This window comes from Klebsiella sp. K5-45 (assembly GCF_030128605.1).
In the GTDB taxonomy this organism is placed as follows: Bacteria; Pseudomonadota; Gammaproteobacteria; order Enterobacterales; family Enterobacteriaceae; genus Klebsiella; species Klebsiella quasipneumoniae.
On sequence record NZ_JAKUZW010000004.1, the window covers coordinates 250,991 to 265,290 of the forward strand.

Here is a 14,300-nt window from a genome sequence, read left to right on the forward strand (position 1 = left end):
TAAAGAAGTTTAAAGATTATACCACCCTCGCATACCGGGCTGGATAGAAAAAAAGGGCAACGTAACGTTGCCCTCTTCACCACTTAGCCGCCAGAATGTAGCCGCAGCCTCAGGAGGCGTCGGCTGTTCCCGGCAGCGCTTCCGGCAGCGGCGCGGCAAACCCGCGCAGCCCCACCACGTGGACGTGTTCGTGATTATTGAACACTTTACGCACCAATTTATAGGTGGTGCCTTTCTCCGGACTGATGTTCTCCGGCGCCGCGATAATCAGCTGCATCTCCAGACGTTCGCACAGCTCGAACAGCGTGGCGATGGAGCGGGCGTCGAGACGCGCCGCTTCATCGAGGAACAGCAGACGGCAAGGCGAGATATCCTTGCCGCGCAGGCGGCGGGATTCATCTTCCCAGCTCTGGACGACCATCACCAGAATCGACATCCCGGTACCGATCGCTTCCCCGGTGGACAGCGCGCCGGACTCCGCGCGCAGCCAGCCGTCGGAGCCGCGGTTAACTTCCACTTCCATCTCCAGATAGTTGCGGTAGTCGAGCAGCTCTTCGCCGATGGTTTGCGGCGTGCGCTGCCCCATGTCGATCTGCGGATTCAGGCGCTGATAGAGCTTAGCCAGCGCTTCCGAGAAGGTCAGGCGGTTGCTGTTGAAGAGATCCTGATGCTGTTCATGCTGCTCGGAGAGCACATCGAGCAGCATCGAATGGGTCTCACGCACATTGACGTTCAGACGCACGCTGTTGACCTGGCCGAAGGAGACGCTCTGCAATCCCTGATTGAGCATCCGGATACGATTCTGCTCACGCTGAATGGTTTTGCGAATAATGTTGGCCACGCTGCGGGAGCTGATGGCCAGCTTCTGTTCGCGGTTTGTTAGCTCTTCGGTCAGGCGGCTGAGCTCAATCTCCATCTGCTCGATCGCTTCCACCGGATCATCGGTGCGGATAATATCCTGGCGGATACGCTCGCGCAGATGCTGGTAGACGGCAACGAAGAACTGAATTTTGCGCTCCGGACGCTTCGGATCTTCCGAGATACGCAGCACGTCGCGCAGATGTTCGTTATCAGCGACAGCCAGACGCAGCGCACCGAGCGCCTTATCCGACATGGAGCGCAGCTCGTCGGCGGAAAGATAGGCCAGCTCGCGACGGTGCAGACGACGCTCGACGCCGTTGTCTTTCACCAGGCGCATCACCGCGCACCAGCCCGCCTTGGCGGTCACCACCTGCTCGCGCATTTCGCAATAATCGCGCTCTAACTTGCGCAGTTTGCGGGTCAGGTTGTCCATTTCCGCTTCGCAGAAGGTCAACGCTTTCTCCAGCTGATTGCGACGGGAGCGGTTATTGCTCAGCTGCATGTGCAGCTCATCGCGACGCGCACGGGCCCGCTCTTCCGCGCCGGCATCGGCGCGTACGCCAATGTCCTGCAGCTCTTTATACAGATCGTTAAGCAGCTCTTTCTTGGTGTCATACGAGCTCTTCAGCGAGGCCAGCACCTGATTGTACTGGCTAAGCTGCGCCGCATGGGCACGCATCGCGTCGCGCGCGCGGCTGCGTTCGGTTTCCGCCTGCTCCAGACGCTGGCGCAGCTTCTCGTTGAGATCGCTGTTGCCGCTGAGCATTTCCGCCGAATCGGAGTAACTGAAGTGGGCCCGGCGCTGGACGACCTCCGCCAGGGCAAAAGCCTGCTGGCGCGCATCGCGCTGGGTCTGCTGCGCATAGGCGTAATCTTCTTTCAGCTGCTCAAACTGCTCCGGATCGCTCTGCAGCACCGAAACAATAGGCTCCAGCTTCGCCAACTGATTGCCGTGCTGCTGAATAAAGCGCGCGGCCTCCTGCGCTTCATCCAGACGTTCCTGGATCTCGTCCACGCGGTCGGCCAGCGTATCATCCGCCAGCAGATTCAGGCGCGGCAGCAGGCGGTTAAGCGCCGACACGCCCTCTTTCGCCTGCTCATACTGCACGCGGTTCTGTTGGTTATCGCTTTCATGGGCGCTCAGCGCGCGCTCCAGCTCGCCGCGGCGGCTGTTGAGTTTGCGGATCTCTTCTTCCGGATCGTCCTCGAAGGCCACCGCCAGATGGCTGCCGATGAAGCGGCTAAAAGCCTGATGCAAACGCTGTGTTTTCTGCACGTCAAACGACAGGGTCGCAAAACGCTCGGACAGCGATTCACGCTCGGCATGCAGGGTTTCAATGCGGTTTTCACGCGCGGCGCGGCCAAACAGCGGCAGCGACGGAAAGCGCGAATAACGCCACTGGCGGTCGGCAATCTTCACCACCACCGCTTTTTCCAGCTCGTCCACGCTGAATACGCTATCGTCAAAGGACTGCGGATCGCCTTCGATCAGATAGAGATCTTCCGGACAATCCTCCAGCCCTTCAAGCTGCTCGGCAACCTGCGACAGATCCGGCACCACGATGGCATGGCGCGACGGACCGTACAGCGCGGAGAAGTACGGCGCATCGTCAAGGCTAACATCATCGTAGATCTCGGACAGCAGAACGCCGCCGAACCGTTCCGCCAGCGCGTTGAGGCGCGGATCTTCCGAACCGCCCGGCTGGCTGAGACGCTCGATTTCTTCGTCGATGGCGCGCTTGCGGGCGCCGACCTCGTCACGTTCAACGATAGCTTCGCGCTCGCGCTCCAGCAGCTGCTGCAGGTATTCGGTAACCTCCTGGCCGGACTCAAACTGCTCGCCGCTCTGCTCGCACAGCTGGTTAAGGCTATTCTGCGCCGCCAGCCAGACCGGCGCCCGGCGCATCAGCGTCTGAGTGCGCGACTGCAGCTGCTCCAGCTCCTGGCGCAGGGTCATGCGCTGTTCCTGAGCGTTAGAAACGCTGTCGGCCAGCGAAGCGATGCGCGCTTCCAGCTCCTGATGCAGCGTTTCCAGATCGTCGATATCGTAGCGTTTGCCCTGGCGTTTGCAGAACTCAGCCAGCTGGCGCTCGGCGTCCTGCTGCTCGCGCAGGCGCTGCTCCAGCTCGTTGAGGCGGCTGCGCAGCCCCTGCGCCTGCTCGGCCTGGTGGCGCTGGTTCACGCCGTCGCGCAGCAATTCGCGCGCCACGTCCCAGGCTTCATTGCGCGCCAGCGGGCCGTTAATCGCCGCCACCAGCTGGTAGGCCTGTTCAAACTGGCTGTGCGCGGTTTGCGCCACGCTCATTTTCTGTTCCAGCGACAGCATTTTCTCCGTCGCTTCCTGCTCTTTCGCCTGGAAGGTTTCCAGCCACTCGTCGGCGCTCTCCGGCGTCAGGTCCGGCAGATGGCACAGCGCCTTCGCGCGCTCCAGCGCCTGCAGCGCCTGGTGATACTGAATGGCTCGGGTCTGCTGCACGTCAAGCGCCTGCTGATAGTCGGCGAGCTGGTTTTTCAGCTCATCCACTTCCAGCTCGGCGGCCTCGGCGCGGGCTTCGTTCTCTTCCTGGCGATCGATGGCTTCCGCCACCACTTCGTTCTGCTCTTCCAGACGGATCTGCAGCTCGTCAAGATCCGCTTCGTAGCGCTCGATTTTTTCCTGCTGACGCAGCGCGGTCTGCACCAGGTTCAGGTGATCGCTGGCGGCCTGGTAATCCGCTTCCAGATCGCCTTCTGCGCCGTTATGCTCCTGCAGCTCGCGCGCCATGTCGACGTGCTTATACTGCTCCGCCGCCAGTTGCGAACGCGAGGTAAAGAGATCGCGACGATACTCCAGCGCCTTATCAAGATGAATACGCCGCTCGTTGGCGTGACGCATATAGTCCGCCGCCACGTAGTTGGTGGCTTCGCTAATCAGATGTTTGAACAGATCGCGATCGGACTGGGTGACGCGGATCGCCTCGAGAGTCATGCGGTTTTCCCGCAGCGCCGCTTCCATATCCTGGAATGCCTTACGCACGCCGCTGTTTTCCGGCAACAGGTAGTCGCGCAGCGAGCGGGTAATGGTGCTGGAGATCCCGCCGTATAGCGAGGCCTCGATCAGGCGATAATATTTACTTCGATCGGAGGCGGAACGCAGACGGCGCGCCACCACGCCCAGATCGAACATCAGCGAATGATACTCGGTGATCGAGTTGAACTGCTTAAACTGGACCCCTTCCATCGCCTCGAGCTTTTCTTTCAGCTCATTGAGACTGACTACGCGCGCCTGGCGATCGTTCAGCGTTTCGGTTAACAGCTGGGTCGGCAGGATAGAGGTGGGCAGCCCCTGAATGGCGAAAGGCTTGATATCGACTTTGCGATCGCGCCCGGCAACCTGCTGCAGGCGCACGCCGACCACCACGCGCTGATGGCGGGAGTTGATAACGTCGAGCACTGAGTAACAGACGCCGGCGCGCAGCTTACCGTGCAGGCCTTTATCGCGTGAGCCGCTGGTGGCCCCCGCTTCGGTGGTGTTACGGAAGTGCAGCAGGGTTAAATCGGGGATCAGCGCCGTGACGAAGGCCGCCATGGTCGTCGACTTACCGGCGCCGTTCCCCCCGGAGAGGGTGGTGACCAGTTCATCAAGATCAAAGGTCCGGGCAAAGAAGCCGTTCCAGTTAACCAGCGTCAGCGAGCGAAACTTACCGCGTTCAATCATTACTCTTCCTCCCCGCTATCCGGCTGGTTCTCTTCATTCTCATCATTGAGTTGCAGGTGATTTTCCAGGGCCATCGCTTCCCCGTCGCGGATCAGGCGGCGCTGCGCCTCGCGCGGGTCGTCGCCGGCGCGTACATCGGCGCCAAAGCGGAATACCGATTCGGTAATGCGGAACTTACTGCTGTCGTGGCCCATAAACCACACCATCCCCAGACGGCGCAGGCGGTTTAGCGACGCGCGCATTTTTTCCTGCAGCTTCTGACGGTCCAGATCCGAACCGGTGGAACGGTTGTTGACCAGCTTCAGCAGCCTGGATTCATCCGCCAGGGTCAGCAGCTCGTCATACAGCTCCTGCTGGGTGAAAATTCCTTCGTTTGCCAGGCGCTCCGGGCTGAGATAGAGATAGCAAAGAATTTTGCCCACCATCATATCCAGTTCGGACAGCACCGAGCGTGAAATCAGGGTTGTGGAACGCGGGCGCAGGTAGAAAAACCCCTCCGGCGCGCGGATCAGCTCGACGTTATAGCGAGCGTAAAACTCTTCCAGATAATCCTGGAAGTCCATCAAAAATGCGTGATTATCCAGCTCGTCGAGGCCGATATGTCGGCCCGCGCGCAAGGCGCTGTCCAGCGCCGGAAATAACGGATTGGCTAACGCCTGCGCCAACTTAACCGGCATCACTTGTTCAATATTTGTCAATGACATGCGCCTGTACCTTGGCTCCGTAATCATTAATCGGCTGCCATTTGGCTGGCAGTCCGGTGAAATCTGCCTGGGCGACGCCCAGCTGTACCGCCTGATCCACGACGATCCGCGCCACGTCGAAGTGACGCCCGCGCGGATACTGCGCCAGGAACTCCCGCGCCACCAGGCCGAGATCCAGCGGTATTCCTTTCTCTTTATAGACCGCCAGCTGCGCTTCGATCAGCGCCGCCAGCTGCTCGCGAATTTCGTTAAACTCTTCAAATTCGAGGTCCGCCGGCAGCTCGCCGGTGACCTCTTCATCGCGCAGGGCCATCTCCTCGTCGCGCATATCCAGCAGACGGTCGGCGTTGGCGTAAGTCAGCGCCCACGGCTCATCAAAATAGGTCTGTACCGACTGGCGCAGACGCTGGGCGAAGACGCGGTTCTTATCCATATCGATAGCGGTACGGATAAACTTGTGCACGTGGCGGTCATAGCCGATCCACAGGTCAATCGCCTGTTGGCCCCAGCTGACGATGCGGTCGAGCTTGCTTTGCAGGTCGAACACCAGCCGGTCGACAAAATGGAGATCGTCGCGCGCCATGGTCGAATCCTGAATGCGCAACAGATTCGCCTGCAGCTTATCCCCCGCCGCATCCAGCGTATCCTGCAGTTCACGCAGGGTGCCGGAGGTTTCCGACAGCAACAGTTCACAGCTGGAAATCGCCGCGCGCCAGTCTTTGTTCAACAGCTGCGCGATATCGTCTTTCACCAGCTGCTGCTGCTCATCCATGATGCGCTGCGTCAGGTCGATGCTGTCGAAAATTTCCGCTACCGAATACTTCAGCGGGGCAAAAACGTTGCGATGCCAGTGAAACTCATCGCCGCCCTCTTCCGCGGCATCCGCTGCGCGCTTCAGCTCGCCGGCGACGATCGACAACTGCATCGAGAGACGCAGCGTCGAAAATTCGCGCTGCCGGATATAATAATCGGTGATCCCGATCCCCAACGGCGTCAGACGATAGATTGCATTGCCTTCGGTAATTTCGCTGGTAAAGCGGTTCAGCAGACGCTGGCGCACCAAATCGTTGATGGCGTTATTGGCGCGCTGGCTGATGGTTTCGCTGGTCTGCTCAAACGCATCACTCACGTGGCGGAACGCATCCACCAGTTCTCCCTCGCTCATTTCCCCTTCCAGCCGTTCGCCATTCAGGGTGGCGATCGCCAGCAGGAAAGAGAGTCTGTCGACCGGCAGCGAGATAGAAAAATCATTTTTCCTGGCCCAGGCAACCAGTTCGGGGACTGTCTGGGAAAATTCACTCATACTTTATCCTTGCATCTGCGGCTATGAGCCTGGCTCTTAAGCGCGGTGACATGAATATAACGGCCCAGGCTGAGGTACGGCTCCTGACGACAGTAGCGCGTCTCCAGCTCCAGCAGCGCCGCATAGCTGTCATGCTGTTGGCGTTTTTCACGCAGATAATCATGAAACACTCGCACGCCGGTTTTGCTGACAATCTGCCAGCCAATCTCTTCCAGCCAGTGATAAACCTGCTGCGGCTCACGCGGATAGTCCGGCGACAGCGTGCGTTTTTTCTTTTTTGGCATGCCCAGTTGTACGTAATCGAAATTACCGGCAACCATATTGTGCATCAGCAGGCCGTTAGCATTGTAGAACATCAACGACAAGCCGCCGCCAGGACGCAGCGTCGACCACAGGGTACGCAGCACCGCCTGGGGCTCCGCCACCCACTCCAGCACCGCATGAAACAGTACCAGATCGACCGGGCTTTCCAAGTGCTGCGCAATATCCTGAGCCGCGCATTGTACAAAATGCATGTTGTCGATCACACCTTTATCGACAGCAGCCTGGCGGGCGCGGGCCACCATTTCAGCGGAGAGATCGCACAGCGTCACGTGATGACCCAGTTGCGCCACTTTAATGGCCGTTTGCCCTTCGCCGCCGCCGGCATCCAGTACTCTCAGCGGCCCCGGCCCCAGCTGCGCCAGCAGCGGCTCCAGATCCTGCCAGAGGATCGCCTGGCGCAGCTGGCCTTTTGTGGTGCCGTAAATATTGCGCGAAAACTTTTCAGCAATGTCATCGAAATTGCGATCCTGCACGGGCGACTCCACAAGCCAACACAAAACTGCTATTTTGTCATACCCACGCCGAGAATGAAGCGATCTGTTATAAGATCCGAACATAACTTTGGTTATATGGTTAAAAAAGGAACCATCTGGCATGCTTTTCACGCTAAAAAAGATCGTCGGCGGTCTGCTGCTACCGCTTCCTGCCCTGCTGTTGCTGATCGGTATCGGGATCGCCCTGTTATGGTTCAGCCGCTTTCAACGTACCGGGAAGTTTTGCGTGAGCCTCGGCTGGCTGTTGCTGACGCTGCTGAGCCTGCAGCCCGTGGCAGACAGCCTGCTTAAACCGATAGAAGATCGCTATCCCACCTGGCGCGGCGAGCAGCCGGTGAGCTACGTGGTGGTGCTGGGCGGCGGCTATACCTGGAACCCGGAGTGGGCGCCTAGCTCTAACCTTATCAGCAACAGCCTGCCGCGCCTGACGGAGGGCATTCGCCTGTGGCAGGAGAATCCGGGATCGAAAATGATCTTTACCGGCGCGGCGGCAAAAACCAACCCCGTCAGCACGGCGGAGGCCGGGGCGAGAGTGGCGGAAAGCCTCGGCGTACCGCGCAGCGATATCATCGTGCTCGATAAGCCGAAAGATACGGAAGAGGAAGCGCTGGCGGTGAAGGGCGCCATCGGCGACGCCCCCTTCCTGCTGGTCACCTCGGCGTCGCATCTTCCGCGGGCGATGATCTTCTTTCGCCATGCCGGTCTGGATCCGCTGCCCGCGCCGGCTAATCAGATGGCGGTCACGTCACCGCTCAATCCGTGGGAGCGGGTCATTCCTTCACCGGTGTGGCTGATGCACAGCGACCGGGTCGGCTATGAAACGCTTGGTCGCGTCTGGCAATGGCTGAAAGGCAGCTCAGGCGAGCCAGGGCAGGAGTGATTTTGCAGCGAGGTCGAAACGGGCGCGGTCAAAGCGCCCGGTATTGACCAGGCTATCCACCTCATCCCACAGCAGATAAAGCCAGCGCCGCCAGACAAAGGCCTCGGAGACCGGCGCCTGCTGCAGGTAACGCCATAGCAGCTGCTCGGCCTGGCCCCCCTCCGCGAGACGGAACAGTTCGTACTCCCGCGGCGCCCACAGCATCATCCCCGGACCAACCATCGCCAGCAGCTGATCGCTGCGCGGATCTTTCAGCATGCTGCGCAGGGTGAAATTGCCGTGCACCAGTACGGCATTATCATTGAAATCGCGGAACAGCTCCGGCAGACACTCGCGGGAGCGGAACAAAACCCGCTTATCCTGCATGGTCAGACCGGTGTCCTGATACAGGTTCAGGGTGCTCCACAACATCGCCACCCGCTGCCGGTACCAGTTCGGCCACAGATTGTCCTGGGTATTATCGACCATCCCCACGCAGCCGCCGCTGTCCTGACGATGCCAGGCCAGCAGCGCCTCGACGATCTGCTCCTGCAGCTGCTCCCAGCGCGCCGGGGTGCGGGTGGGCGCCTCCACCGGGACGCCGCGCAGGCGCTCAAGCAGCAGCACGTCCGGCCCGGGATGCTCTTCATGCGTCATCACGCCATAGACCACCGGCATGCGCACCGTACCGCTGCGCGCCAGAGTGGAGATCTTCCAGGCCAGCTGCCGCGCCACGCCGGGGGTGGTGAAACTTCGCGCCAGCAGCGGCATCGGATTTCCCTGCGCGTCATACAGGGACCACAGCGCCGTAGCGGCTTTTTCACTGACACACTCCACCCGGCTCAGCTTTTCGCCAAGCAGGTGACTCAGTTCGGTTCGCAACTGTTCCATTGTCGATTACCCCTATGAACACTACTGATTTCATAATGAGCGCCCGCACCAGGGTTGTCATCGGATAAGATCAAAAATGGGCAAAAAAAGCATAAAACCGGTGGGAATATCCCCTCCTGCAAGGAGGGGACAGAGGACTAACGCAGTTCAGCGCGGACGCGCGCCAGATCTTCAGGGGTATCGACGCCGGTGCCGGGCACTTCGGCCGCCACGGCGACATGGATCTTCTCGCCATACCACAGCACCCGCAGCTGCTCGAGCATTTCTATCTGCTCCAGCGGGCTTGGCGCCCAGCTGACATAGCGGCGAATAAAGCCGGCGCGATAGCCATAGATGCCGATGTGGCGCAGCAGAGAATCACCAATGGCGTCGCGGGAGTGGGCAAAGCGATCGCGATCCCAGGGAATGGTGGCGCGGGAGAAATAGAGCGCATAGCCCTGCGCATCCATCACCACTTTGACCGCATTTGGATTAAACGCCTCTTCCGCATCGTGGATCGGTACCGCCAGCGTCGCCATTCCGCTGGTGCTGGCAGCCAGATTCTCCGCCACCTGGCGGACGATAGCCGGGGGGATCATCGGCTCATCGCCCTGGATATTGACGATGATGGTGTCATCGCTGAACGCGCACTTCTCCACCACCTCCGCCAGCCGTTCGGTGCCGGATTGATGGTCGGCGCGGGTCATGCAGACCTCGCCGCCGGCGGCTTCAACCGCCCGGGCGACCTCTTCGTGATCGGTGGCGACAATAATGCGATCCGCGCCGGATTCGCGGGCGCGCTCCAGCACATGGACAATCATCGGCTTGCCGTTAATGTCCTGCAGTGGTTTTCCCGGCAGGCGCGTGGAGGCGAAACGCGCAGGAATAATGACCACGAAACTCATGAGTGACTCTCTTCTACCGCCAGCGGACGCGCTTCTGTCTCCAGCAGCACAGGGATACCGTCGCGCAGTGGAAACGCCAGACTATCAAGTTTGCAAATAAGTTCTTGCTTATCCTGACTGTAATACAGCTTACCGTTACAGACCGGGCAGGCGATGATTTCAAGTAAACGGTGATCCATGTTTCCTCCTGATGGACCGGATAGATTTCTCAGCAGCATAACACAGGAAGGTCGGCGCCGGGATCAATCGGCATCGATTTCCCATCCTCGCTCCTGGCCGACAAACAGCCCTTCCGGCAGGCGTCGACACAGGATCCGGTCTGCCGATTGCCAGCGTGCGAAGTCGTTGATCGCCCGGCGCAGCCCCTGCTCCAGACCACGGGTGATCTTCACCTCATCCTCCAGCCACAGGGCGAAGATCTCCAGCTCCCGGCTTTTGCGATGCATTTTACTGTCCATCCGCCCGACCAGTTTCCCCTGGTGCAGCAGAGGCAGTACGAAGTAGCCATACTGACGCTTCGGCGCCGGGGTATAGCACTCCAGGCGATAGCTGAAGTTGAACAGTTGCTCAGCGCGCTTCCGATCCCAGACCACCGGGTCGAAGGGCGAGAGCACGGCGCTATGGCTGGCGGTAAGTTTACCGCCGGGCGCTGACTCCAGCTGCGCCAGCGCGTCGCGATGCAGCCACATCTCGCCAAGCGCTTCCACGTCGACTGGCACAACCAGGCCCTCTTCCTGCCAGGCCGCCAGCAAACCCGGTAGCGCCGGCTGACGTAAACGATAGTAATCCGCCAGCCACTGGGGGCGAAAGATGCCGAGGCTGCGGGCGCTGTTGCGCAGCATGATGGCCTCCGCAGCGTCGCGGGGCAGCGCATCGCGCTCGTCGTCCCAGTGCGGCATCACCCGCCGGGTTAAATCATACACGCGGTGAAAGTTGCGCCGCTCCACCACCATCACTTCACCGGCGGTAAACAGCCCTTCCAGGTGGCGCTTATGCGGTTTCCACTCCCACCAGCCGCTGGCGCCTTTGCGCGGGTGGGCAAAATCCGCCGAGCGAACCGGTCCGTTTTGTCCGATATGCGCCACCAGCTCTGCAATACTTCCGGCATGCTCCTCCATCCACGCGCGATGATATTTCCAGCCCATCTTGTCGGGGTTCAACATTCGGTGGCGCACAAGGGCGAAATCGCTGCGCGGCAGAAAACAGGCTTCATGCGCCCAGTATTCCATCAGCTCGCCGCTGCGTAATGACTCATCCAGCCAGTGCTGCGGATAGCTGCCGAGGCGGCTGAACAACACCAGGTAGGGGCTGCGGGCCACCACGTGTATGGTATCGATTTGCAGCAGCGACATCTGCTGGATGGTGGAAAGGATGTCATTCGGGCGAGCGCGACGCCGGGGCTTTTTTAATAACCCCTGCGCCGCGAGATGGAGGTGGCGCGCCTCATTAAGCGATAGTTGCAATACCGACATGCAGGTTCTCCGTCAGGAATTCCAGCACAGCGGCGAGCAAAGCCGGCGCGTCGGTTAACGTTGCGCCAACGTCGCTAAGTCCGCAAGCAACCGCTGTGCGCGTTCATCGGCCATTATGGCGTCGACCGGTAAATACCACCAGTTCGCAGCGGCGAAATCGCGACATTTCACGGCGTCTTTCTCGGTCATCAGCAGCGTCTGCCCGGCGGTTACCAGAGCGGCGACATCGGCCTGGCTCAGCGCCTGATGGTCCGCCAGCGCCACGGTTTTGACCGGCTGGACGCCACAGCTTTCGAGGGTGGCGAAAAAGCGCGGCGGATGGCCGATGCCGGCCATTGCCACTACGTTAGTGAAGGTAGAGACATCGCGACGTTCGCCGGTGAGCAGGTTGACCGCCATTCCGGGACGCAGCTGCATCGGGATCTCTCCCGGACGCGACACGCCGCCGTTGACGATAATCGCATCAACGCTTTGCAAGCGCGATGCCCGCTCACGCATCGGCCCGGCAGGCAGCCACCAGCCGTTGCCAAAGCGGCGCACGCCGTCGATGACGACAATTTCCCGGTCCCGCGCCAGCTTATAGTGCTGCAACCCATCGTCGGTGACGATAATCTGCAGCTCGTGCGCGCTGAGCAGCGCTTTCACCGCGTCGCTGCGCAGCGGAGAGACCGCCACCGGCGCGCCGGTGCGCTGATGGATGAGCACCGGTTCATCGCCTGCCTGCGCCGTACTGGTCCGGTCAGTTAATACCAGCGGGTAGCGTTCGGCTTTACCGCCGTAGCCGCGAGAGACCACCCCAACGCGAATGCCGCGCTGCTGCAGTTGCTCCACCAGCCAGATCACCACCGGCGTTTTACCGTTGCCGCCGGCGGTCAGGTTACCGACCACCACCACCGGCACCGGCGCGCGCCAGGCTTTTTTCCACCCCAGCTGATAGCTGAGGCGAATCAACGCGCTCACCAGGCCATACAGCCAGGAGAGCGGCAGCAGCAGGCGCCACAGCGGCGACTCACCGGACCAGATGCGCGCGATCATTCGCCGAATTGCATCTTATGCAGCTGGGCGTATACGCCTTTATGCTCCAGCAGGTCGTGGTGCGTTCCGCGCTCCACGATCCGCCCGTCTTCAACCACCACAATCTCATCAGCCTGCTCAATGGTTGACAGACGGTGGGCAATAACCAGCGAGGTGCGGTTTTTCTGCAGCTCATCCAGCGCCGCCTGAATCGCACGCTCGGACTCGGTATCCAGCGCCGAGGTGGCTTCATCGAGGATCAGGATCGGGCTGTTACGCAGTAGCGCACGGGCGATAGCAATACGCTGGCGCTGGCCGCCGGACAGCATCACGCCATTTTCGCCGATGATGGTATCCAGGCCATTGTCCATCTTGTTGATGAAGTCCATGGCGTAGGCCATTCGCGCAGCCTCTTCAATCTGCTCGCGGCTGTACTCTTCAGTACGGGCATAGGCGATGTTATTGGCGACGGTATCATTGAACAGGTGCACGTTCTGTGAAACCAGCGCTACCTGGTCGCGCAGCGAGCTCAGCTTGTACTCGCGCAAGTCATGGCCATCCAGCAGGATCTGCCCATCGTCGACATCGTAGAAGCGCGTGATCAGGCTGGCGATGGTCGATTTACCCGAACCGGAGCGTCCCACCAGCGCCACAGTTTTCCCTTCCGGGATATCGAGATTGATATTGCGCAGCGCGGCCACTTCGCGACCCGGATAGGTAAAGGTGACGTTCTCGAACTTGAGATTGCCTTTCGCCCGCTCAATGACGCGGGTACCTTCGTCTTTCTCCTGCTCGGAATCGAGGATCGCAAACAGCGTCTGGCATGCCGCCATCCCGCGCTGGAACTGGGCATTGACGTTGGTCAGAGACTTCAGCGGACGCATCAGCGCAATCATGGAGGAGAAGACCACGGTAATGGTCCCAGCGGTCAGGGTGTCCATCACGCTCGGGAAGCTGGCGGCATACAGGACAAAGGCCAGCGCCAGGGAGGCGATAAGCTGAATGATCGGGTCGGAGATAGACGAGGCGGAAACCATTTTCATCCCCTGCAGGCGCATTTTATTGCTGACCTTATCAAAACGTTTGGTTTCCACTTCCTGGCCGCCAAACATCAGCACCTCTTTGTGCCCTTTCAGCATCTGCTCAGCGCTGGTGGTGACCTGCCCCATCGTGTTCTGCATATTCTTACTGATATTGCGAAAACGCTTGGAGACCACGCGGATTGCTACCGACACGATCGGCGCCAGTACAATTAGGATCAACGACAGCTGCCAGCTGTAATAGAACATCATCACGAACAGGCCGATAATCGATGCCCCTTCGCGGACCACGGTGATCAGCGCGCTGGAAGAGGAGGAAGCGACCTGTTCAGAATCATAGGTGATACGTGACAGCAGCGTCCCGGTAGACTGCTTGTCAAAGAAAGCCACCGGCATGCCCATCATGTGGCCGAACAGGCGACGACGCATGGTCATTACCACTTTGCCGGAAACCCAGGAGATACAATAGCTCGAGATGTAGCTGGTGATCCCACGCAGCACCATCAGCCCGATAACCACCAGCGGCATCCATAGCAGCACTGAGCGATCCGTTTTACCAAAACCATCATCCAATAACGGTTTAAGAAGCGATAACATGAAGGTGTCACTGCCCGCGTTAAGCACTAACGCCACCGCCGCTACGATTAGCCCGGCTTTAAACGGTGCAATAATCGGCCAAAGTCGGCGGAAGGTCTGCCACGTGGAGAGATCTTTATCGTTCTGCATTCAATAAACCAGCTTGTGTTGAAATAGCCGC

Annotated in this window: 11 protein-coding genes; 1 reads left to right on the top strand and 10 read right to left on the bottom strand. The window is 59.8% G+C overall.

What is annotated here, in order from left to right:
* Positions 1-109: 109 nt before the first annotated feature.
* The 4 genes from mukB to cmoM are packed head-to-tail and all read right to left on the bottom strand — an operon-like array spanning position 110 to position 7,362.
* A complete protein-coding gene (gene mukB / locus MKS11_RS10450; RefSeq protein ID WP_004201401.1) occupies positions 110-4,558 on the bottom strand; it encodes a chromosome partition protein MukB in 4,449 nt (1,482 codons plus the stop codon).
* Positions 4,558-5,262: a chromosome partition protein MukE gene (gene mukE / locus MKS11_RS10455; RefSeq protein WP_004150840.1), complete on the bottom strand. Its 705-nt coding sequence runs from the start codon at positions 5,260-5,262 to the stop codon at positions 4,558-4,560. Before mukE ends, mukB begins: the two co-directional genes overlap by 1 nt.
* Positions 5,243-6,565, bottom strand: coding sequence for a chromosome partition protein MukF (gene mukF, locus MKS11_RS10460; protein WP_002898189.1), 1,323 nt, complete (start codon positions 6,563-6,565; stop codon positions 5,243-5,245). The genes mukE and mukF overlap by 20 nt, the downstream gene beginning before the upstream one ends.
* The gene (gene cmoM / locus MKS11_RS10465; protein WP_017899447.1) at positions 6,562-7,362 is read right to left on the bottom strand and encodes a tRNA uridine 5-oxyacetic acid(34) methyltransferase CmoM; all 801 of its coding nucleotides are present in this window, start codon (positions 7,360-7,362) and stop codon (positions 6,562-6,564) included. The genes mukF and cmoM overlap by 4 nt, the downstream gene beginning before the upstream one ends.
* Before the next feature lie 121 nt (positions 7,363-7,483).
* Here cmoM and elyC point away from each other — a divergent pair, with 121 nt between their 5' ends.
* Entirely contained in the window at positions 7,484-8,263 is a 780-nt protein-coding gene (gene elyC, locus MKS11_RS10470) for an envelope biogenesis factor ElyC (protein ID WP_004201396.1), read from the top strand.
* On the opposite strand, the gene MKS11_RS10475 is transcribed toward elyC, so the two are convergent.
* The 6 genes from MKS11_RS10475 to msbA all read right to left on the bottom strand — a co-directional run bounded on the left by MKS11_RS10475 (position 8,240) and on the right by msbA (position 14,269).
* Positions 8,240-9,133, bottom strand: coding sequence for a YcbJ family phosphotransferase (locus MKS11_RS10475; protein WP_004201393.1), 894 nt, complete (start codon positions 9,131-9,133; stop codon positions 8,240-8,242). The genes elyC and MKS11_RS10475 overlap by 24 nt on opposite strands.
* A gap of 137 nt (positions 9,134-9,270) precedes the next feature.
* Entirely contained in the window at positions 9,271-10,017 is a 747-nt protein-coding gene (kdsB, locus tag MKS11_RS10480) for a 3-deoxy-manno-octulosonate cytidylyltransferase (RefSeq protein WP_004201392.1), read from the bottom strand.
* Positions 10,014-10,196 (bottom strand): protein YcaR, encoded by a 183-nt coding sequence (ycaR, locus tag MKS11_RS10485; RefSeq protein ID WP_004201390.1) that lies wholly within the window; start codon positions 10,194-10,196, stop codon positions 10,014-10,016. The genes kdsB and ycaR overlap by 4 nt, the downstream gene beginning before the upstream one ends.
* 63 nt (positions 10,197-10,259) lie before the next feature.
* A complete protein-coding gene (locus tag MKS11_RS10490) occupies positions 10,260-11,489 on the bottom strand; it encodes a winged helix-turn-helix domain-containing protein (RefSeq protein WP_101865448.1) in 1,230 nt (409 codons plus the stop codon).
* A gap of 54 nt (positions 11,490-11,543) precedes the next feature.
* Positions 11,544-12,524 carry a tetraacyldisaccharide 4'-kinase gene (gene lpxK / locus MKS11_RS10495; RefSeq protein WP_064150391.1) on the bottom strand — a complete coding sequence of 327 codons (981 nt, stop codon included), beginning with the start codon at positions 12,522-12,524 and terminating at the stop codon, positions 11,544-11,546.
* Complete coding sequence (gene msbA / locus MKS11_RS10500) at positions 12,521-14,269, bottom strand: lipid A ABC transporter ATP-binding protein/permease MsbA (RefSeq protein ID WP_004201387.1); 1,749 nt, start codon at positions 14,267-14,269, stop codon at positions 12,521-12,523. The genes lpxK and msbA overlap by 4 nt, the downstream gene beginning before the upstream one ends.
* Between the last annotated feature and the right edge of the window lie 31 nt (positions 14,270-14,300).